Source organism: Alicyclobacillus acidiphilus NBRC 100859 (assembly GCF_001544355.1).
GTDB classification, from domain to species: Bacteria; Bacillota; Bacilli; order Alicyclobacillales; family Alicyclobacillaceae; genus Alicyclobacillus; species Alicyclobacillus acidiphilus.
In genome coordinates, this window is sequence record NZ_BCQI01000002.1 from 142,165 (window position 1) to 162,402 (window position 20,238).

General features: G+C 55.2%; 27 protein-coding genes. 23 read left to right on the forward strand and 4 right to left on the reverse strand.

The window, feature by feature from the left end:
- Nucleotides 1-65 precede the first annotated feature (65 nt).
- From spoVAC to AAC01S_RS01790, 15 genes are all read left to right on the forward strand, one after another.
- Entirely contained in the window at nt 66-518 is a 453-nt protein-coding gene (gene spoVAC, locus AAC01S_RS01720) for a stage V sporulation protein AC (protein ID WP_067617886.1), read from the forward strand.
- A gap of 12 nt (nt 519-530) precedes the next feature.
- Nucleotides 531-1,556 (forward strand): stage V sporulation protein AD, encoded by a 1,026-nt coding sequence (gene spoVAD, locus AAC01S_RS01725; protein ID WP_067617737.1) that lies wholly within the window; start codon nt 531-533, stop codon nt 1,554-1,556.
- Nucleotides 1,556-1,918 (forward strand): stage V sporulation protein AE, encoded by a 363-nt coding sequence (gene spoVAE, locus AAC01S_RS01730; protein ID WP_067617740.1) that lies wholly within the window; start codon nt 1,556-1,558, stop codon nt 1,916-1,918. The genes spoVAD and spoVAE overlap by 1 nt, the downstream gene beginning before the upstream one ends.
- 6 nt (nt 1,919-1,924) lie before the next feature.
- Entirely contained in the window at nt 1,925-2,545 is a 621-nt protein-coding gene (locus AAC01S_RS01735; protein WP_281178101.1) for a stage V sporulation protein AE, read from the forward strand.
- Between the two features lie 326 nt (nt 2,546-2,871).
- The gene (locus AAC01S_RS01740; protein ID WP_083511417.1) at nt 2,872-3,549 is read left to right on the forward strand and encodes a spermidine synthase; all 678 of its coding nucleotides are present in this window, start codon (nt 2,872-2,874) and stop codon (nt 3,547-3,549) included.
- Nucleotides 3,550-3,595: 46 nt separating this feature from the next.
- Nucleotides 3,596-4,192 carry a site-2 protease family protein gene (locus tag AAC01S_RS01745; protein WP_067617747.1) on the forward strand — a complete coding sequence of 199 codons (597 nt, stop codon included), beginning with the start codon at nt 3,596-3,598 and terminating at the stop codon, nt 4,190-4,192.
- A 24-nt stretch (nt 4,193-4,216) separates the two neighbouring features.
- Complete coding sequence (locus tag AAC01S_RS01750) at nt 4,217-4,936, forward strand: segregation and condensation protein A (protein ID WP_067617749.1); 720 nt, start codon at nt 4,217-4,219, stop codon at nt 4,934-4,936.
- On the forward strand, nt 4,937-5,497 hold the full coding sequence (gene scpB / locus AAC01S_RS01755) for an SMC-Scp complex subunit ScpB (RefSeq protein ID WP_067617752.1): 561 nt from the start codon (nt 4,937-4,939) through the stop codon (nt 5,495-5,497).
- Nucleotides 5,498-5,587: 90 nt separating this feature from the next.
- Complete coding sequence (locus AAC01S_RS01760; RefSeq protein WP_067617755.1) at nt 5,588-6,217, forward strand: DUF2953 domain-containing protein; 630 nt, start codon at nt 5,588-5,590, stop codon at nt 6,215-6,217.
- A gap of 1 nt (nt 6,218) precedes the next feature.
- Nucleotides 6,219-6,659 carry a GerW family sporulation protein gene (gene ytfJ / locus AAC01S_RS01765; protein ID WP_067617758.1) on the forward strand — a complete coding sequence of 147 codons (441 nt, stop codon included), beginning with the start codon at nt 6,219-6,221 and terminating at the stop codon, nt 6,657-6,659.
- Between the two features lie 79 nt (nt 6,660-6,738).
- On the forward strand, nt 6,739-7,335 hold the full coding sequence (locus AAC01S_RS01770) for a nucleoside recognition domain-containing protein (RefSeq protein WP_067617762.1): 597 nt from the start codon (nt 6,739-6,741) through the stop codon (nt 7,333-7,335).
- The gene (locus tag AAC01S_RS01775) at nt 7,335-7,880 is read left to right on the forward strand and encodes a spore maturation protein (protein ID WP_067617765.1); all 546 of its coding nucleotides are present in this window, start codon (nt 7,335-7,337) and stop codon (nt 7,878-7,880) included. Before AAC01S_RS01770 ends, AAC01S_RS01775 begins: the two co-directional genes overlap by 1 nt.
- A 50-nt stretch (nt 7,881-7,930) precedes the next feature.
- Nucleotides 7,931-8,740, forward strand: a complete 810-nt coding sequence (locus AAC01S_RS01780; protein WP_067617768.1) for a pseudouridine synthase — start codon at nt 7,931-7,933, stop codon at nt 8,738-8,740.
- Nucleotides 8,741-8,903: 163 nt separating this feature from the next.
- Nucleotides 8,904-9,608: a response regulator transcription factor gene (locus AAC01S_RS01785; RefSeq protein ID WP_067617771.1), complete on the forward strand. Its 705-nt coding sequence runs from the start codon at nt 8,904-8,906 to the stop codon at nt 9,606-9,608.
- On the forward strand, nt 9,605-11,350 hold the full coding sequence (locus tag AAC01S_RS01790; protein WP_067617774.1) for a sensor histidine kinase: 1,746 nt from the start codon (nt 9,605-9,607) through the stop codon (nt 11,348-11,350). The genes AAC01S_RS01785 and AAC01S_RS01790 overlap by 4 nt, the downstream gene beginning before the upstream one ends.
- Before the next feature lie 255 nt (nt 11,351-11,605).
- Here AAC01S_RS01790 and AAC01S_RS01795 read toward each other — a convergent pair whose 3' ends face one another.
- Nucleotides 11,606-12,013 carry a helix-turn-helix domain-containing protein gene (locus AAC01S_RS01795; RefSeq protein ID WP_067617777.1) on the reverse strand — a complete coding sequence of 136 codons (408 nt, stop codon included), beginning with the start codon at nt 12,011-12,013 and terminating at the stop codon, nt 11,606-11,608.
- Nucleotides 12,014-12,185: 172 nt separating this feature from the next.
- Between AAC01S_RS01795 and AAC01S_RS01800 the strand changes: the two genes are divergently transcribed.
- Both AAC01S_RS01800 and AAC01S_RS01805 read left to right on the forward strand, forming a co-directional pair.
- On the forward strand, nt 12,186-12,824 hold the full coding sequence (locus AAC01S_RS01800) for an SIR2 family NAD-dependent protein deacylase (protein ID WP_169793988.1): 639 nt from the start codon (nt 12,186-12,188) through the stop codon (nt 12,822-12,824).
- 183 nt (nt 12,825-13,007) lie between these two features.
- Nucleotides 13,008-13,424 (forward strand): hypothetical protein, encoded by a 417-nt coding sequence (locus tag AAC01S_RS01805; protein WP_245630017.1) that lies wholly within the window; start codon nt 13,008-13,010, stop codon nt 13,422-13,424.
- A gap of 9 nt (nt 13,425-13,433) precedes the next feature.
- Here the strand turns inward: AAC01S_RS01805 and AAC01S_RS01810 are convergent, their stop codons facing one another.
- Nucleotides 13,434-14,096 carry a PrsW family intramembrane metalloprotease gene (locus AAC01S_RS01810; RefSeq protein ID WP_245630018.1) on the reverse strand — a complete coding sequence of 221 codons (663 nt, stop codon included), beginning with the start codon at nt 14,094-14,096 and terminating at the stop codon, nt 13,434-13,436.
- Nucleotides 14,097-14,166: 70 nt separating this feature from the next.
- Between AAC01S_RS01810 and AAC01S_RS01815 the strand changes: the two genes are divergently transcribed.
- From AAC01S_RS01815 to AAC01S_RS01825, 4 genes are all read left to right on the forward strand, one after another.
- A complete protein-coding gene (locus tag AAC01S_RS01815) occupies nt 14,167-14,967 on the forward strand; it encodes a DUF2797 domain-containing protein (RefSeq protein WP_067617783.1) in 801 nt (266 codons plus the stop codon).
- Between the two features lie 70 nt (nt 14,968-15,037).
- Nucleotides 15,038-15,211 (forward strand): hypothetical protein, encoded by a 174-nt coding sequence (locus AAC01S_RS19510; protein ID WP_169793989.1) that lies wholly within the window; start codon nt 15,038-15,040, stop codon nt 15,209-15,211.
- A 128-nt stretch (nt 15,212-15,339) separates the two neighbouring features.
- The gene (locus AAC01S_RS01820; RefSeq protein ID WP_067617786.1) at nt 15,340-16,047 is read left to right on the forward strand and encodes a S1C family serine protease; all 708 of its coding nucleotides are present in this window, start codon (nt 15,340-15,342) and stop codon (nt 16,045-16,047) included.
- A gap of 99 nt (nt 16,048-16,146) precedes the next feature.
- A complete protein-coding gene (locus AAC01S_RS01825) occupies nt 16,147-16,455 on the forward strand; it encodes a rhodanese-like domain-containing protein (protein ID WP_067617789.1) in 309 nt (102 codons plus the stop codon).
- Here the strand turns inward: AAC01S_RS01825 and AAC01S_RS19135 are convergent.
- The gene (locus AAC01S_RS19135) at nt 16,413-16,781 is read right to left on the reverse strand and encodes a hypothetical protein (RefSeq protein ID WP_157071001.1); all 369 of its coding nucleotides are present in this window, start codon (nt 16,779-16,781) and stop codon (nt 16,413-16,415) included. The genes AAC01S_RS01825 and AAC01S_RS19135 overlap by 43 nt on opposite strands.
- Nucleotides 16,782-16,942: 161 nt before the next feature.
- On the opposite strand from AAC01S_RS19135, the gene AAC01S_RS01830 reads away from it, so the two are divergent.
- Entirely contained in the window at nt 16,943-17,668 is a 726-nt protein-coding gene (locus AAC01S_RS01830) for a class I SAM-dependent methyltransferase (RefSeq protein ID WP_067617792.1), read from the forward strand.
- Nucleotides 17,669-17,935: 267 nt separating this feature from the next.
- Here AAC01S_RS01830 and AAC01S_RS01835 read toward each other — a convergent pair whose 3' ends face one another.
- Complete coding sequence (locus AAC01S_RS01835; protein ID WP_067617795.1) at nt 17,936-18,640, reverse strand: metallophosphoesterase; 705 nt, start codon at nt 18,638-18,640, stop codon at nt 17,936-17,938.
- Between the two features lie 142 nt (nt 18,641-18,782).
- On the opposite strand from AAC01S_RS01835, the gene AAC01S_RS01840 reads away from it, so the two are divergent.
- Nucleotides 18,783-20,177 carry a UvrD-helicase domain-containing protein gene (locus tag AAC01S_RS01840; protein ID WP_067617798.1) on the forward strand — a complete coding sequence of 465 codons (1,395 nt, stop codon included), beginning with the start codon at nt 18,783-18,785 and terminating at the stop codon, nt 20,175-20,177.
- Nucleotides 20,178-20,238: the final 61 nt, after the last annotated feature.

Below are 20,238 nucleotides of genomic sequence, written 5' to 3' on the forward strand. Positions count from 1 at the left end.
TTATGGGAATTGGGACACAATACGAATTGCAATTCGATGTCTGTAGGGGGTGGGGCTCTGTGGCTATGGCTTCAGAAGCGGATAAACGACGCTATCGAGAACTCGTCAAACGCGAGCAGCCAGGGCGGCGAATTGTTCGAAACACGATTCGCGCGTTTGTGGTTGGCGGCCTCATTTGCGAAATCGGCCAATGCGTCCAGAGCATGTTTATTCGCTTTGCCCATTTCAAACCGACGGAGGCGGGGAATCCGACGGTCGCTGTCATGATTTTTCTGTCCGTCGTGTGTACGGCGCTCGGTGTCTACGATCGGTTTGCGCAGTGGGCTGGGGCGGGGTCTGCGGTTCCTGTCACCGGATTCGCCAACACGATGAGTTCCGCTGCGATGGAACACCGCAGCGAAGGTTGGGTGTCAGGCGTTGGCTCCAACATGTTCAAGGTGGCGGGACCAGTCATCGTCTATGGCGTGGTCAGCGCGTTTTTCGTCGCCATGATTCGGTATCTCGTCACGCATCTGTAGGGAGGAGCGGGCATGAGTCGACTAGGTCGAGCAACTTGGGATTTTCAATCGACGCCGGTGTATGTCGAAGGATACGGAACGGTCGCCGGCCAGTTGGAAGGCAAAGGACCTCTCGGAGCCGATTTTGACCTGGTTCTCGAAAACGACCGGATCGACGATGACACCTGGGAACACTCCGAGCAACGCATGTTCGCCAAAGCCGTTCAACTGGCGATGACGACGGCGAACGTGACTGCGGAACAAATCGACGTACTCGTCGGCGCCGACCTGAATGCGCAATTGACCGCCTTTTACTTGGGGACGCGGGCGTTCGCCCGTCCGTCGCTCGGCGTGTACAGCGCCTGCGCGTCCATCTGTGAGAGCCTCGCTGTCGCAGGTCTGTTGGTGCATACGGGGCATGTGGATCGCGCCGTTGCCGGCACATCGAGCCACACGAGTACAGCGGAACGTCAATTTCGCTATCCGACCGAGTACGGCGCGCAGAAACCGCCGACGGCGCAGCGGACGGTTACCGGCAGCGGCGCGGTGGTGTTGGGGACGAGCGTCCATCCCATTCAGGTAACGCACGCGACGGTGGGAACCGTGGTGGACTACGGCATCGCATCCCCGTGGGAAATGGGCGCCGCCATGGCTCCAGCCGCATGCGATACGATTCTTCAACACCTGTCTGACACAGGACGATCCGTCAAGGACTACGACCTGATTGCCACCGGCGATTTGGGACACGTCGGCTTGAAGCTGTTGAAGGAATTGCTCGCTGAAAAAGGCGTCCCGCAACCAGAACTGCGCACCTTCGTCGATTGCGGCGCCATGATTTACGATCCAAATCAGCCGGAAGTGTTTTCAGGCGGCAGCGGCGGCGCGTGCTGCAGCATTGTGACGTTTTCGCACCTGTTTCGCAAATTGTTGAACGGAGAATGCCGCAGAATTTTGGTCAGCGCCACCGGCGCTCTCCTATCGACCGTCAGCGTTCAGCAAAAGGACAGCATTCCGAGTGTCTCCCACGCAATCGCATTCGAACGAAAGGACGTGCAGTGATGGCAACGTGGACAACATTTGTCTGGGCTTTCCTGGTCGGCGGCGGGATATGCGCCATTGGCCAAGTCTTGATGGATTCGACCAAGCTTACGCCAGGTCACATTATGTCGCTGCTCGTCGTCGCCGGGGCGGTACTCGGCGGGCTGGACCTGTACGATCCGCTGGTCAAGTTCGCTGGCGCGGGCGCGTCCGTTCCCATCACCAGCTTTGGCAACTCGCTTGTCCAAGGTGCGATTGCAGAGGCGCAGAGGGACGGGTGGATCGGCGTCTTGACCGGCATTTTTGAAGTGACGAGCGCGGGCATATCGTCCGCAATCGTCTTTGCCTTTCTTGCGGCGGCGCTCGCCAAACCGAAAGGGTGATCCACCTTGCCAAAGCTTCATGAATTGCATGGATCCGAGCCGGTGAAGGAACGCAAGCGCGTGATTGTCGTCACCGACGGAGATCACATGGCCCTTCGCGCGCTCAGGATGGCCGCACGCCGGACGGGATGCCGCGTCATCGCCAAGAGCGCCGGCAATCCCACGCCGCTGTCCGGTGTCGAACTTGTCCAGTGCATTCGGGACGCAGAGGGCGATCCGGTGATCGTCATGTTGGACGACAATGGAGATTCCAATCAAAGCGGCGGAGAAGAAGCTTTGAGCGTTTTGCTGCATCATCCGGATGTCGATGTGATCGCCGCTTTGGCGGTCGCGTCCAAAACGTCGAGCGTGGAAGGCGCGGCGGTGGATTTCAGCATCGATCGCTACGGCAACCGGATCGAACGGGCTGTCGACAAGGACGGCTGCGAATCGAACAGCTACATCGTGGAGGGGGACACAGTGGATATCCTCCGTCGCCTCGACGTGCCCGTCGTGATCGGTATCGGCGACATCGGGAAGATGCACGGGATGGACGCTCCCGAGCGGGGAGCCCCAGTCACGACGGCGGCCATCGAATGGGTCCTGCACCACGCGACACAAGCGCGTCAGTCCGCCCACAACCGATAATCGGCTTCAGCATAGGCTGAAGAGAGTATCGTAGGGAGGTGACGCTAAGTGCTGAGTATGTTGATGTTCCTGCCGCGATTGTTCCAATACTTTGGCATGTTTCAAAGCTTCATTGGGTTCGTTCGTCCCGTATTGCCTTTCCTCTCGCGCATGTGGAGTCGTACGCCGGCAAGAGCCGCCGCGTAAATTCCGCGCGGTTGTCTCATGGAGTATACTGAGAGAAAGAGATTGAATATGGGGAATGACGTGCCATATCGACGATATATGCTGGATCCGGAACAGTTCATGAAAGCATCGAGGTTGTCCAAGAGGGACAGCTTCGCCAAATGCGGTTCGGCAAACGGGGCGGTTGGCAAGGGGCAGTCGATCTGTCTCGGCCCGACCGACCGGTTTTTCCTTATCAACGAGCGTTTGCCGCGCTCGTTGAGGCGCATGGCGACATGCGGAAATTTTTGTCCGTCGGCGTCGGCACAGGGACAAGTATCCGTACAGTTCGGCGTTTGCAGCCAGGGGTCGTGGCGCACGGCATCGAGATCGACGAAGCCGTGTTGAACATCGCCATCGAGTACTTCGACGCACCGAGTCACCGCGAAGTGGATTACTGGATTGGCGACGGCATCGCGTTTTTGACATCGCGATTGATTGTCGGATACGACTGTGTGTTTCTGGACGCCTACATGCGCAACTCGATTTACCAGAAGTCTTTGCAAGAAGACGTGGTCGACGCGCTGGCGGAAGCGCTCGTCGAAGACGGTGTCGCCGTCTACAACGTGATATCCGCACGCTATGAAGAACCGTCGCTTCGCGCGTTTTTGGCCTCCGCGCGTCAGGTGTTTCGCACCATCCTCGATTGGCCTGTCGGCCTTCCGTTAACCAGCCAAAATCGGCTGCTTATCGTGACCAATCGACCGAACTATGCCCAGTCGCTGCTTCGGCATCTCCGCGGCGCCTCCGTGATGGACTTCGAACGGCGCCTTTGGTCAATTCGCATTCGAGACCTCTGACCCCCCGTGTTATAATGCGATCAACGCGAAGCCGGGAGGTTTGTCTTTGTTTTCCCAATGGTCGTCTCCACTGTTTATCCTTCAGATTCTGATTGTCCTGTTGAGCCTGGTGGTTCACGAATTCAGCCACGCCTTGGCAGCGGACTTGCAAGGGGACAAAACCGCCCGATACAACGGTCGTTTGACGCTGAATCCGCTCGCACACCTGGAACTCGTAGGACTGATTATGATTTTGTTCGCGCCCATCGGATGGGCCAGGCCTGTGCCAATCAATCCCAACAATTTTCGCAACCGCCGCGTTGGCTACGTGCTCACGGTGGCGGCCGGGCCCATATCGAATCTGGTGCTTGCTGTCATCGCGTTTTTTGTGTTGAGAACGTTTTATTTCGGCGCGGGAAACATTCTGTTAAGCGTGTTCAGCCTCCTTCTCGAGGTCAATATTTCGCTGTTCATCTTCAATCTCATCCCGATTCCTCCGCTTGACGGCTCGCGCATCCTGCGCGAATTTCTTCCGTACCGTCAAGCGGTGAGCTACAGTAAGCTCGACGCGTACGGTCCATTCATTTTGTTGTTTCTGTTCATCATTCCACAGTTCAACGATCTGTTTCGAGCCCTGATCGATTGGGTTCTCACCTTGCTGTAGAGTTCGATCCGGGAGGCATGCCTCGTGCCGTACGAAGTAAAACTCGCTCAGTTCGAAGGTCCGCTGGATCTTCTGCTGCACCTCATTCGCAAGAACGAAGTCGACATCTACGATATTCCGATTGCCATCATCACGGAGCAGTATATGGACTACCTCCACGCCATGGAGGCTTGGTCGCTCGAGATCGCAAGCGAGTTCTTGGTCATGGCCGCGACGCTCCTGTCCATCAAATCCCGCATGTTGCTGCCCAGAACGCGCGTCGCGGAAGAAGAGGGCGAAGAAGATCCCCGCTTGCCGCTCGTGGAACAGCTGCTCGAATACGAACGATGCAAGTGGGCGGCGTCCCAGTTGTCCAACATGGCTTCAGCTCGGGCGGAAGTGTACTCGCGGTCCCCAATGGACTTGTCGCCGTACCGCAACAGGGACATCCCGGCGCTCGACGGGGTGACGATGTGGGATCTGGTCGACGCGTACCGCAAGTTGTACATGCGGCTTCCGGCCGCCGAACGCGTCGCGGAAATCCGCGGTCACGTCGAACGGGTGGAGGATGTGATGGTCGATCTCGTCGATAAAATCCGCCGTTACCGCAGAATCGAGTTCATGATGCTGTTTCAGTCCGTGCGGACTCGCCAGAGTCTCGTCACGGGTTTTCTCGCGGTATTGGAAATGATCAAAGACGGCACTATCGCCTGTGAACAATCCGAACCATTTGGACCACTTGAACTGATATGGATGGGTGATTAGATGGAGCTCTTGTCAGCACTGGAAGCGCTGCTGTTTGCGGTCGGCAGCGAGGGATTGGATACAAAGGAAATTGCGGCGATCTTTGATATCGCGCCTCCAGAGGCAGCGAGCCTCTGCCTTCAGCTTGCGGAGAAGCTGGACGAAAGAAGCGCAGGCATCGCGGTTCAGCAGGTGGCCGACACGTGGCAGTTGGTCACGCGTCCGGAGTACGCTCCGTATCTCAAGCGAATGGCGCAAAGTCCGATGCAGAGCACCTTATCCAACGCGGCGCTCGAGGTGTTGGCCATCGTCGCGTACAAGCAGCCGATCACGCGCGGCGAGATCGAGGACATTCGCGGCGTTCAGTCGGACAGAGCCTTGGCCACGCTCGTCCACCGGCAGCTGGTGGAAGAAAAGGGCCGGGCCGACGCGCCAGGGCGTCCGATCCTGTTCGGAACGACGGTGGATTTCCTTCGCCAGTTTGGTCTCAAATCGCTGCAAGAACTCCCGCCGTTGCCGGAAAACATGGGCCATGATGACATCTCGCTGTTCCAATTGCCGACGGAACGAGCTCGCGATTAGGGGCTTTCATCGACACGTATGACACATATTGGGTATATAAGGATCCCTCCATACACATAATGTCATCGATCGCAAAAAGGTGGCATGCGTATGGTGTGGATCTTTCTGATTGCAGCGGCGGTCATCGCGCTCTTCGCCATCGTCTTGATGCTTCCGGTCGACATCCATGTCCAGTATGAGCGCGTTCGGGCGAATGACAAGGGGTCGGTTGAAATTCGAACGCTGCTTGGATTGGTTCGACTGCGCCGGGAATTGACAGAGGTGACGGCTGGAATGAGTTCGGAAGGTCCGGCCGTACGGGCGGAAGCAGGACCACCGGGCAAGGAGAAGCAGGACGACGCGTTAACAACGAAGGAACTCCCTAAATTGACCGATCAGGTCCGGGAAATCTGGCAGTTCGCGAGAGCGTCGCTGGGGATTGCCCGGCGTACCTTGCGCTATGTCCGCGTACGCGAACTGCGGGTCGAAGCGCACATTGGACTCACGGATTCCGTTTACACGGGCGTTTCGGTCGGACTGTTATACGCCATCCTCGAAACCGCATTCGGCTGGCTCAGTTATCGCTGCCACTTTGACGACAAACCCGATGTTCATATTCAACCTGTGTTCCATCAAAACGCGTTTCAGTTGCGCACCAAGAGCATACTGAGAATTCGGATGGGACACGCTATCTCTGCGGGTATCCGGCTACTCTTTGCCTGGAAAAGGAGGACATCATAACGTGGATCATCCAATCCAAGGTCTGATGCAGACCGCGATGGCGAATATTCGCGAAATGGTAGACGTCAATACAATCATTGGCGATCCGGTGGAGACGCCTGACGGTACAGTGATTCTCCCGGTCTCACGAGTTGGCTTTGGATTCGCGGCCGGCGGCAGTGAGTTCGAGGGCGGCTCGAGCGGGAAAGGAAACGACGACGGCTCCGGCGAACATCCGTTCGGAGGAGGCAGCGGCGGCGGCGTGTCGATCACGCCCATCGGCTTTCTCATTGTGCATGGCAACAACGTGCGCCTGTTGTCGACGGACAATCAGAATCAATTGTTTGATCGCCTCATCGACATGGCGCCGAGCGTCATGGAGCGCATTCAACAAATGTTGTCCGGCGGATCGTCCGGCGGTCAGCAAAATCGCAATCCACAAAATCAGCCGCCCGTGATGTAACTCAGCGTGTGTTATCCCTGCCGCGACTGGCATACCTTGTACGGACAGGTCCTGTTTGTCCGATGGAGGTGTTCCAGTCGTGATCGATCTCATTTGGTTAATCCTCTTCCTAGCTGGCATCGTCACAGCGATGTTTACAGGTAACATGAGTCATGTCGCGAATGGCATTTTGAAAGGCGCAGAAAGCGGCGTTGAACTTTCGATTGGCCTGGTCAGCGTGATCGCGTTGTGGCTCGGGCTGATGAATATTGCGGAACGAGCCGGCGCCATCGCCTGGTTGTCGCGACTGCTGCGCCCTGTCGCTCGGTATCTGTTTCCGTCTGTACCAGAAGATCATCCGGCCATGGGGGCCATTCTCGCGAATATGAGCGCCAACCTTCTTGGCATTGGCAACGCCGCCACACCGCTCGGATTGAAGGCCATGAAAGAACTGCAAACCCTCAATCCGGACAAGGATACGGCGAGTGACGCCATGTGCACCCTGCTGGCGGTGAACACCGCGAGCATCACGCTGATTCCGACCACCGTGATCGCGTTTCGCATGCAATATCACTCAGCGCATCCGACAGCCGTGGTGGGCACCACGCTGATCGCCTCCGCCATTGGGACGATGGTGGCCATCGTATTGGATCGGATGTACCGTTCGATCGACGCCCGCCGCAGGAGGCATGCCTGATGCAGGCGGTCCTTTCGAGTGCAAGCGAGTGGATTCTGCCGTTGCTCATTGGCACGATTCTGGTCTCGGGTTATATCCGGAAAGTACCGATTTACGAAGCGTTTGTGGAAGGTGCCAAAGGCGGATTTGGCACCTCCATCAGGCTCATTCCGCACTTGATCGCGATGGTCGTGGCAGTCAGCGTCTTCCGGACATCCGGCGCGATGGATCTCCTGGTCAAACTGCTTACGCCCGCTTTGCGTTGGTTGCACATTCCGGCGGAAGTGGCGCCGATGGGACTCCTGAGACCAATCAGCGGGCAGGGCAGCCTCGCGTTTATGATTGACATATTCCAAAAACATGGCCCCGATTCGTGGCTCGGCATGTTGGCATCGACCATGCAGGCGTCGTCCGACACGACGCTGTACATTCTCACCGTTTACTTCGGGAGCGTGGGCATTACGCGTTTTCGGTATGCTCTGAAGGTCGGTCTGTTGAGCGATTTTGTCAGCGTTCTCGCTTCGGTCTTCGCCGTTTCGCTGCTATCTGGTATGATACACTTTTGAGATCAGTGAATGGACGCCTTCAAGAAGGCGTCTCGAGACGGGAGAAAATCATGGAACGACTTCAAAAAGTCCTAGCCCACGCGGGCGTTGCGTCGCGCCGCAAATGTGAACAGTTGATTGTGGAGGGCCACGTCACGGTCGACGGCCAGAAAGTTACAGAACTTGGATTTAAGGTCGATCCCGACTCGCAGGCGATCGCAGTGGACGGCAAACCTGTCAAACAGGAGAAGAAGGTCATCCTGCTCTTGAACAAGCCGACCGCGTATGTCTCCACGGTCTCGGATCCAGAAGGGCGCCGAACGGTGATGTCGTTGCTTCCGACTGTCGCGGAGCGGTTATATCCGGTTGGCCGGCTGGACTACGACACCAGTGGATTGCTGCTGTTTACCAACGATGGCACGTTGACGGAGCGCTTGCTGCACCCTTCGCGCAACATTGAAAAGGTGTATCGGGTGACCGTCGAAGGTACAGTGGACAAGGAAGCCCGGCGGCGGCTTGCGGAAGGCATTGAGTTGGAAGACGGAATGACCGCGCCCGCCATCGTCGAAGTGATGAAGCAGGGGCCGGAGTCCGTCGTCCAAATCGCCATTCATGAGGGTCGCAACCGCCAGGTGCGCAGAATGTTTGCGGCGCTTGATTTGCCAGTCAAACGTTTGAAGCGAATCGCCTTTGGTCCCATCGCGCTGGGCCACTTGAAGACGGGCGAGTGGCGTACGCTCGATCCCGCGGAGTGGAAAGCGTTGTATCGTTCCGTCGAACTATCGCCGCCGCCGTACGCGACACCGACGTTTCCCAACCGCAAGGTGGAAAGACCTGCACGGACGTCCCGCTCCCCAAAAGGCAAGCGATCACGCCGGTGAATTCGCCGTCGCGGCCGGCCCGCGACGAATCCTCCATTGGGCGAAGCTGACAACGCTTCGCTCAGCTTCGTCCGCTCCCGTTCGACAGTTCCCTTGGCAGTCTGTTGTTGTTCCTGATCCTCAGTTTTATAATGAATTCACACTGAAATACGGAGGTTCAGCCATGGTGCAGCCAAGGATTCTCATTGTTGACGACGAGGAACGGATCCGCCGCTTGGTCCGAATGTATCTGGAACGCAGCGGATTTTCGGTTACAGAGGCGGAAGATGGGCCATCGGCAGTTCAACTCGCTTTATCGGAGCCTTTCTCGCTGATTGTGCTGGATTTGATGTTGCCGGGACTGGATGGGAGAGATGTGTGCCAACAGATTCGGCAGCACAGCGAGGTTCCTATCATTATGTTAACAGCAGCCGGAGACGAGATGAACCGAATTCACGGATTCGAGATCGGCGCTGACGATTACGTGGTAAAACCGTTCAGCCCCCGAGAATTGATCATGCGCATCAAGGCGCTGTTGAAGAGAGCGGGTGAAGCGGAGTACGCCCGTACAGATCTGCAGCAAGCTTTGACATTCCCGGAACTCGTCATTCATATTGACGCTCGTCGAGTGGAAGTAGAGGGCAAGGAGGTCAGTCTTACGCCCAAAGAGTTTGATTTGCTCGTATATATGGCCCAGCGTCCGGATAAGGTGTTCAACCGTGAGGAATTGTTGCGCGACGTATGGAACTATCAATTTTATGGCGATCAACGGACGGTCGACACGCATATCAAACGTCTCCGCGAAAAACTTGGCCAGGCCTCAGCGCTCGTCAGTCAGTACATTGTCACTGTCTGGGGCGTAGGATACAAATTCGAGGTAACCCAGTGATTCGAAACAGTGTCGTTACGAAACTTTGGCTCACGATTGTCGGCATGTTTTTTGTCGTTCAAGCGCTTTTGTCCGTATTTCTTCAGCAGGTCTACAACAAGTACGTCGTGGGTCGGGAGCGCGACAGTTTAATCCAACTCGCCCAATCGGCGAAAACCATCTTGTCCGATCCGACGGATCGAACGATCAAAGCTGAGGTTGCCAGCGAACTGGCTTCCACTGTGCAGCAGGCGCAACTGCATTACAGCATTCCCTTCGCGAATGACGCAGACCTCAAGGCGGCGTACGATCGATTGTCCGCAGCGGAGAAGAAAGCTTTTTCACAAGGAAAGCCCGTCATCGTTCAGCGTGCGGTAAAAGGTGTGGAAGAGGTTTCTGTGTACCTCCAAGTTCCTGTTCCTTCCGGAGCACCCGGCATCGTTACGGTCAGCCAACAAATGAGTGTCCTTGACGAGCCGTCACGCGAGATGCGGAACTTGATCCTCTTCGATACCATTTTTGGGATCATCCTCGCGACCGGCCTCGCTTTCGTGGTCTCGAAAAACGTCTCCCGCCCTCTGATTGAAATGAATCGCGCCGCCGAGGAAATGGCACTCGGCAGGTATCGGCAGCGGGTCGCCGTCGTGACCGGTGACGAAGTTGGCATGCTGGGCAAGACGTTTAACGCATTGGCGGAAGAGCTTGCGAATACAATTCAGGAACTGTCAAACGAACGAGAAGGACTGCAGGGCATCCTGTCGTCGTTGCAAGACGGCGTTGTGGCCACCGATATGCAAGGACGTGTCACGCTGGCCAATCCACCCGCGCTGCGCCGGCTTCGCACGTTGTCCGTGGCCGATCACGGCGTCGTCGACATGGACCTTCTGCCAGAGAGATTGATGCGCCTGTTCGATCAGGTCACCAATCTCCAAGCACCCGTGTTTCGCGAGGAACAGTGGGAAGGACGAACCATGGCCGTCACCATGCTGCCCCTGTATGAACCGGATGGCGTACATTTGCGAGGGACGCTTTCAGTGCTCCGGGATATCACGGAGGAGCGGCGGCTGGATCGGCTGCGGAAAGATTTTATCGCAAACGTCTCGCACGAACTTCGCACGCCGCTCAGTATGATGCAGGGGTACGCGGAAGCGTTGCTGGACGATATCTCCGACGATCCGGTCCTTCGCCGGGAATTGACCGAGATCATCCACGACGAATCGCTTCGTATGAAGCGCCTTGTCAATGACCTTTTGGACTTGGCGCAGTTGGAGAGCGGACAGTTCCAAATGAAACTTGAGCCTGTCGACTTGACGCAAATGGTTCGCCGTGTGGCGCGTAAATTCCAAGCGTTGGCCGCTGAAGGAAACGTTGAATTCATCGTCTCGTCGGGCGATGAAGAAGTTCTTGTGCTGCTCGACGAAGATCGGATGGAGCAAGTGTTTACGAATCTCTTGGACAACGCGTTCCGACACACGGAACAAGGGCAGATTCTGTTTGCTTTCGACGTCAGGGGCGATTACGCCTATGTGCGCATTCGCGATACCGGAGCAGGCATTCCGGCGGAAGACCTGCCATACATCTTCGAACGTTTCTATAAAGCGGACAAGGCCCGTACGCGAACCGGTTCAGGAACTGGTCTCGGATTAGCGATTGCCAGACAGATCGTGATGGAGCATAACGGCGACATTCTTGTGGAAAGTCAATATGGGGAAGGCACCACATTCACTGTGGTCTTACCCACTGCACAGACATCATCTTCGTGAAGGCGGGTGTTGCACCGATGGGTTGGGTATACTACTTGAGCTTGGTCAACACGAAATTTCAAGCTGATTGCCTTGCCGCCCGTCTTGAAGCGGGGACTTGGTGGATGCCGAAGCGACCTCCCAAATATGTGGGCGTATATCAGACGTCACGCGGTCGATATGGCGTGAAAGTGCTGTGGGATTGACAGCAACGCCCCTCGTTCTGGTGTCCTTGTTTGCCGTACAAGGGGCACATCGTTTCACGGTTCAGTCGTTTTAGAGCATATCGCCTGCCTGCAGACGGTGCCGTTCCGAAAGCAAGTCGATCAGCATTTTCAACAGCGACGTATCCTCTTCGGAAAGCTTGCTCATTTGCTGTGCGGCTTCAAGGTAAGGGTAGGCGGCTTCATTCAAAATGAAGTTTTGCATGTCCCAAGGCAGTTCCTCCGTTGAGTTGCGGATCCTTGGCGCTACGAACTCACGTGTCGAATCACACAGGGCGTGGAGTGGAACGCCAAGCGCGCTTGCGATACGTTGCGCATATTCGAGCGACGGATGGCGCAAACCTCGTTCGATGGAGGAAATGTGTGGTGTAGAAATACCGGACCTCATCGACAATTCCTGTTGTGACCACGATCTTGCGACGCGAGTTGCTCGAACACGGCTACCAAATGATTCTTTCATCGACAATCCTCCCAAAATTCCAATATAAAGGGTGATACTGTCAATATAGAGCGAAAGTTGTTTTCTTGTAAATACAATATTGGAAATTATGATTAATATTTTGAATAGGTGTTTTCATATGCTCTATCATTGTGATGGACCGGTATCCTATAATTTGGTGAACACAATTCGGATGAACCAGCGTCGTGCAAACGATATCATTGCCGTCACTGGCGCCGGCATCAGTGTGGAAAGCGGACTGCCGGTTGGAGAGAACAGCGTGCTTGGACTGCCGCTGCCTGAATTCTTTCGGACAGCCGTGTGGATGCGCGACCCAGCGTTCGCATATCGAGTCTTGCGCAGTATGCTTCGCGACTGGCGCGGTGCATCGCCCAATCTGGCGCACAGAGTGCTCGCGAAAGCGAATGTGCGGATTATCACCCAGAATATCGATGGATTGCACAGAGACGCTGGTACAAAGCACCTGATTGAATTGCACGGAAATCTGCGTGAGCTCAGCTGTCGGACCTGCGGTGCAGTGTTTCCAAGTTCATACACATTCGATGTCCAGATCGATGTGCCGATCTGTCCGACGTGCAACAGCATATTGCTGCCGGGTGTGGTGCTGGAAGGCGAAGAAGTTCGTCACGTAGCCCGCGCCATGGAATGGGTGCTCGATTCGCGCCTGCTGTTGGTGATTGGGACGGAATTGAACATGGATCCGGTGCGCCGCCTTCGGGAAGCGTGTCAACAAAATGCGGGAGATGTGGTGTGGATCACTTCCGACGCCGAATCATGGGTCAATGCTCTGTTCAGCGAATATCGAAGCTAATTTTGCGGACAAAACCTCCAATTGGTGATATAATTTTACAAAAAATCTCGAATTTTGTTGAGAAAACAGGGAGAATGCTATTTCCTTCTCTTCAAAGCTTCGCTATAATGACTACAGACTTTCCCATATTCCTATGCAAAATTGCCCCCTAATCCGGTTGGTTTACCAAAGGGGGCAATTTGCATGATATGCAGACTTATTCATCGGACCGAGGGATGTTTCTTGGCAGACAACATGGCACATTACGCACTCGTATTGGAAGCTAGTCGCAAATCAAAAGCCATACGTCACGTGTATGAAGTCCTGCGAGCTCGAAACAAATCGCCTCTGGCAGAGCCGAGCATTCAGTTTGGAGACATCGTGGGTATCGATGGAATTCGGGTCGATCCGCAGGAGCGATATCGAATTCTGAATCTCCGGATTCACGATGAACATTTGAGTCCGTACTTTCATACCAACATGAACCTGTTTCAAATGTTGATGATCGACGAAGAGACAGAAATGAACCTCTACCGAGGCGATAGAGGTTGGTTGCTTGCATTTGCCGGCCTGTCTTCAGGTCCTCAGCCATTCGGTCAAAACGGCTTTGACTTACGCTAGGAACCGTCCTTACGCGAATTGACGATTTCCCATTCGACGGGCTCTTCGCAGAATCAGAATAGAAATCTCGACCATGAGGAGCAATAAACCAGCCAAGACCGCGTCGGATGCAAGCGTCGACGATAGGGCGAATGTGTCATAGGTGCCGTGCGCAACCGCGGGTACTACATAGGCCAGCGCTTTATTGCGTCCGTCGAACCGCGCTCGTCCGAAATAGTACCCCATGATGATTGCGAACATGAAATGGGCGGGGACAGCGGTTACGGATCGCACGACAGCCGTGGTAAACCCGGAACTGGTCACGTACATGATGTTTTCGACGGTCGCGAATCCGAGGCCAATCGCTGCGGCGTATACGATGCAATCCATTCGATTCCGAATGAGCTTGCTGTGCAACAGCCCGCGATCGAAGATGGCGGCTTTCAAGAACTCCTCAATCATGCCAGCGACGAAGAACGCTGTGACCAGTCGCCCCTGAAAGCCGCCCAGGGAGAAACCTGGAGAGGCCATCGTGATTCGTTCAATCAGGCCGGCCGGAAATACAATCGCCGCGCCGAGGATGAAAAATCGCAGGACATATCTCTTCGGCTCGGGGTGCAATTGGTCTCGCGTATAGATGAAAATGAGCAAGAGCAGTCCGGGAATCATGGCCAATCCAACGTACAACAACATGCGCAGAACCCCTTTTTTCAGATCGAGAAGATGGGCAACATCTGTAGTTTGATTCACGGAGGTTCAAATTATGTTGAAAGGCGACATTCGGGAGCTAAATCAAACGTACGCAAGTCCGGTCGAATACGAACTCTGTCTGACCACACAATCGGAGCCTGTCAATACGTGGATTGGCCGCGAGGTCCACATCGAGTTCACCGGTGTGCGCCGATGCATCGCGTGTGGACGGACTGCGAAAAAGCTGTTTCAAAACGGCTACTGCTTTCCTTGCGTAACGTCATTGGCAGAGTGCGACTTGTGTATTGTCAAACCGCACGAATGTCACTATCACCAAGGAACATGCCGCGACGAAACGTTCGCGAAAACGCACTGCATGATCCCTCATTACGTGTATCTTGCATGGAGCAGCGGATTCAAGGTTGGACTTACGCGCAAAGGGCGCCAATTGAAGCGTTGGATGGACCAGGGAGCGACGGCGGCGGTCGTGATCGCGGAAGCACCGACCCGTAAGCAGGCCGGCGAACTGGAAATGGAAATCGCGAAGTTTATGCCGGACAAGACAGATTGGCGCAAGATGCTGAAAGAGGAATCAAGACCTGAGACGACCTTGCACGCGCTGCGGGAGCAGGTTATCGAGCGTTTGGACCGCGCCTACCATTCGTTTCTTATCGAAGACGAGGCACAGGCGTATGAGTTTGAATATCCGCGCAGTCCATCGTTTCAAGTGAGTCTGAAGTCGATCAATTTGGACAAGTCCCCGATTTTCACCGGTACCTTATTTGGCATCAAGGGGCAGTATCTCTTATTTGATACGGGTGTTCTCAATGTGAAAAAGTACGGTGGATATGAGGTTGTCATCGACGTGAGTTGATCGAACCCCCGGACGCCAACTCATGATCCCGCTTCCCCTGGGTAAACTAGCTCGGCAAGGGGGAAGAAGAATGGCATGGGTTTATGAAGCGCGTCTGTACGATTCGAAGTCGGTAGCGTCCTACGTGGCCATGTGCATTCGGGACGATTATCTGCTGAACGGGACGTTGGATTTGCGCGTGCAGGTCTATAAGACGAAACGGGGCAACTACGGCGTACGCTATCGGAAGGACATGGCGATGTAAGTTGCGCGGTTCGGTCTGCGGGTGTTCGCCTTGCCGGAGCATCTCACACGAAGCGCTCCCTGAGAATACAATGTACAACGTCAAGTCGTGGCTGATGGCGACTTTTGTTGTTCTTAGGGGTGACGCACATGAAGAAGGCACAGTCGCTCGCATCCAAGCGGAGCGCAAGCGGTTCAATCCCAAACTTTGTCAGGTTGGTTGAACGATATAAGAAGTCTGTCCTAGGGATCGAGGTCGTCCAGTTACCTTATCGGGAACGAACGATGATTTTGCCATGGGATCGCCCTGCTGGGCGGTCAGGGCGATCCGCGTTGAACATCGGTACAGGGTTCGTGTTTCATCCCAAAGGATACATTTTGACCAATGAGCATGTCGTCTCTGAGGCTGATCGCATCATGCTGCGGGCGTTCGGCAAAAAAGAGCCGATTCAGGCGGAGGTGGTTGGGCGCGATCGCCGGCACGACATCGCCGTCTTGCGCGCCGACATCGATATTCCCTCGCCTGTACTCCGTTTGGGCCACAGCAAGGACGTCCGAGTGGGGGAATGGGTGCTTGCCATCGGTTCGCCGCTCGGCTTGGACCACACGGTGACCGTGGGCATCGTATCCGCCAAAAACCGACCGCTGCAGATTGGAGACAGGGATTACCCGAACCTGATCCAGACGGACGCCGCCATCAATCGTGGAAACAGCGGCGGTCCGTTGATCAACTTGCGCGGCGAAGTGGTTGGCATGAATACCGCCGTATCGCAAAGTTCACAAGGAATAGGCTTTGCCATCAGCGCGGATGTGCTGCGCAAGCGCGTGAACGAAATCCTCGGAGAATCCATATCGTAGGCCGATCACTGTGCGGTGTGTTAACATGATAGGTGTACTGTATGTCAGGCAAATTTCTGGCCTGAAAACCTATGTCGTTCACGCACGGAGGTCGCAAACATGTCAGGCGAAATTGCCCAATATGGCCCAGATGAGTTGAAGGAAATTCTCGCGGAAGGTCGGATGCAGGTGATCGACGTCCGCACCCCAGAAGAATATGCGGAAGGGCATATTCCTGGTGTTCCGCTGAAACCGATGCAAGAGGTCGCTGAGTGGATGAACGATCTCGATCCCTCACAACCGTATGTGTTCGTCTGCCGCAGCGGCAACCGTTCACAGCGGGTCGCAGAGTTCCTGCAAGCCAATGGATTCACGAACGTCGCGAACTATCGCGGCGGTATGTTGGTCTGGGACGGAGAGCTGGAGTAACGCTGCAGAAAGAACAGCTGCCTCGGATTTTGTGAATACCAAGTATCGAGAACGGCCTCGACACTCCATGTGTCGGGGTCTAATCGTTTTTGGACGTCGTTTGTCACATCGCGAATTCGAACGTACAACCCTTGTTCCCGGACGCCTTCAACGAGATCGTCCCAACCATGGCGCATGCACGTTCGACGCAAGAAATTGTGCCTGGCGCTTTCACTGTATATCAGAAAATTCCCATTATGTAAAAGCAAGACGACGCCGGATGGCGTAAAGATGTAATCCCCTTGCTCTTCAATGCTGGCTTCGAAGATCCGTGTGATTTTTGCCACTCAACAACCCCCCAATTGGATTCCACTCTACGTCATGATGTCCTGACCCGCAAGTCCAACGCCACCCGTGAGGCGGGCTTCAGACCAGTTCCGATGGGCTGGGCATCCGTCGTCAAAGGCAAGTGCCAGCGTTCATACGATGGGCTGAAGGGGGCTATCTTGTGAATTACCACGACGCGTTGTCACGTCTAGGCGTTATGAACGCACATCCCGGGGGCGCGGACGTTACGCTTGCGTGGATGAACAGCATCACGGTATCGCCAGGAGCGAAAGTGCTCGACATTGGCTGCGGGAACGGTGACACGGCGTGCAAACTGGCCGAAACGTTTGACGCCGAGGTCACCGCAGTCGATCTTCATCCGCGGATGGTAAACAATACGAAGCGTCTCGCGAGTGCGCGCGGTGTCAGGATTCACGGAGTCGTCGGCAACGTCGAGGCGCTTCCGTTGGCGAATGACACGTTCGATCTCGTCGTCGCGGAGTCCGTTCTGGTCTTTACGAATATCCAGCGATCCATCCGGGAAATCCGGAGAGTCGTCAAATCTTCGGGGCAAGTCGTCGACGTCGAAATGATGGTCTTGGAACCTGTAACCGACGAGTGGCGAAAGGAAGTCCGAAGTATTTACGGAGCGAAGGAAGTTCCCGACGCAACGGGGTGGAAAGCTCGCTGGAAGCAAGGTGGATTTCGCGGCAAGGTACTTCGATCCGGCCCGCTGTCCAGTCTCCATGTCGACGCGAACCAACGAGACATGGGTCTTGCCGACGATCTTGCCTTGAGCGATCCGAACGTATTGCGCGTCCTCGAGCGCAACGGGCGGTGGATGCAAGAACACGGCCATCAGATGGGCTACGTCGTGTTCTTGCTAAATCCCGAGTTTGGTTCATAAACTGTGCGTCCACGGGAGATATTACTTCCGACACCACTTCCGTGTTTCGAGCATATCCTGCTCAGGGAGTGCCGATGAAGTATTTCTGAGTATCCCGGTGTTTCCCGGGCGACGGATGTCAGTCAAGCGGAAATACAGAGGTAATTCTCCGCATCTAAGCCGCTCACTGAGGCAGCCAATGCCTTCAACTGGCGTGAACGGTGTGATGGAGCAGGATTGTCGACCACACGTGGTGTTTGTACCGGCGGCCCCGAGCCGCCGGTTGTTTTATGTGAGCCAGGCGTCCGGGATCCTCAATGGCTTGAATCCGAGAAAATCGCTGCTGACCAGTTGGTACACCGTACCGCCAACGAGATCGTTGACTGCGAATCGGTGGGACGGGCCGTGCAGATGTCCGTACAAACAAAGTTTGACACCGTATTGTTCCAGTGTCGTCTGAAAAACGGTTTTCGAAACTTGGTTTTCGATGGGGGGATAATGTGTCATGCAGACGATCGGCAATTCTGTCTTGGCGGCTTCCTGCAGTGACAACTCCAGCCTGTGAAGTTCGCGCTGCAGAATTCTTTCGTCCTCCGCCCCGTGAAACGAAGGGTGTGATGGCAGCAGCCAGCCGCGCGTTCCCGCAAAACACAGGCCATCGATCACGACACAGTCGTTTTGCAGCGCAAACATTCCTTCTCCGAGCAGCTTCCGAACTTTCGATATCCCGTTCCACCAGTAATCGTGATTGCCGCGTATCATGATTTTTTTCCCTGGCAGCGACGCGATCCAAGATAGGTCGTCGACCGCCTCATCGAGCGTCATCGCCCAGGATATATCGCCTGGAATACAGACGATGTCGTCGTCGTCGATGGCGTCGAGCCAGTTTTGTCTCATCTGAGCGGCGTGATCTTTCCATGTCGAGCCAAACACATCCATCGGTTTATCGACGGCGGTTCCCAAATGTAAGTCGCCAATGGCATAGAGGGCCATGTACTCTCCTCCTTAAATGCCCATGATACCACGACTGGCTGGTGGAAAATACTCAGACGATCCTGCGCTTTGTAAGAGAATTCTGCTCCACGTCATGGCCGCCAGCGCGAAGATGGCGCATCTTTGTCTTGGAGGGATGGTTATGTGGTCAGAAGAACAACTCGACGTCATTCATTCGAAATCGCATTCCACATGCGTCATCGCGGCCCCAGGCAGCGGCAAGACAGCCGTGCTGACAGAGCATATTGTGCACTCGATTCGAACAGACAACATGTCACCGCAGTCCGTCATGGCGATGACGTTTACACGCCAAGCCGCGGAACACATGCGCCACCGCCTGCTGCTTCACCCGTCACTGTCTGTCCGCGAAGCGGAGTCGTTGCAACTCGGGACCTTCCACTCTCAGATGTTTCACGCGCTGCTCAGAGATCAAGCGGATATTCCGGTCATTTTGAATTCCCGCGAACAGGCCCAATTGATGCGTGAAGCTCTCGTTCGCCGGCATCGAGCTTCGGCCGCGATCGATGATCGCCTTGTTGCCGAATGGTTGACCATGTACTCGCGCGATGTGGGTACTGGCATGGCGCCGCTGCCGCGCGAGAAGCGAAGAATCTACGAGGTTTACCGACAACTGAAGCGGAAAAGCCGGCGTTGGGACTATGAAGACATCCTCCTTGAAACGGAACGTCTTCTGGAACGACGCGGTCGCGACAGCAGTTTTGAAAGACTGTCCTACCTATTGGTCGACGAATTTCAAGATACGAACGAACCGCAGTGGCGGATCGTTCAGATGCTGCAGGAACGATATGACGTCAGGGTGTTTGTCGTTGGCGATGACGATCAAGCCATTTACGCCTTCCGCGGCGCCTCTCCCAAATATCTAAGAGAGGCGGCTGGACAATTGAAAGGAACGGTTCAGCGTCTATTGACTTACAATTTTCGATCTCGACACACGGTGGTCGATCACGCCCAACACCTGATTCAACACGCGTCGGGCCGCATCGAAAAGCCTCTGCGAGCTTTTCATTCAAACGTTGGATACGTACAAGTGTTTCAGGTTGCGGACGACCTTTCAGAGCGGTTCGCCCTCATTCAATGTTTGACCACCATGCTCGCGACGTTGCCTCCGACATCCACGATTGGCATACTTGGGCGGACACGAGAACGGGTGGCCTCCGTCTGGCATGAAGTGCGAGCGTACTTTGGCTCACAATGGAATTCGTTTCATCGTCGCGTCCAGTTCCGCACGTTTCACGACAGTAAGGGTAAGGAATGGGACGTTGTACTGTTGGTCGACTTGGTGGATCCTCACTTGTCAGAACCAGATGAAGTGGAGGAAGAACGACGGCTGATGTATGTCGCCATGACCCGGGCAAAGACGGTGGTCATCGGATTTGTCCCCGTCCGTCTCAAAAGCCACCGTTGTCGGCAAAGCAAGTTTCTCTCCGAGGCGGCATTATCGACGCAACGATGGTCTTCACGAACCATGACGGATCTGTCCGATTGGATCATGGCCGAGATGCCGTCGGAGCAGTGAAGTTGGCCTTCAAGCCGCGCGATTCCATGCAAAACGTCAGTCCGGTTCGAAATCTGGTACA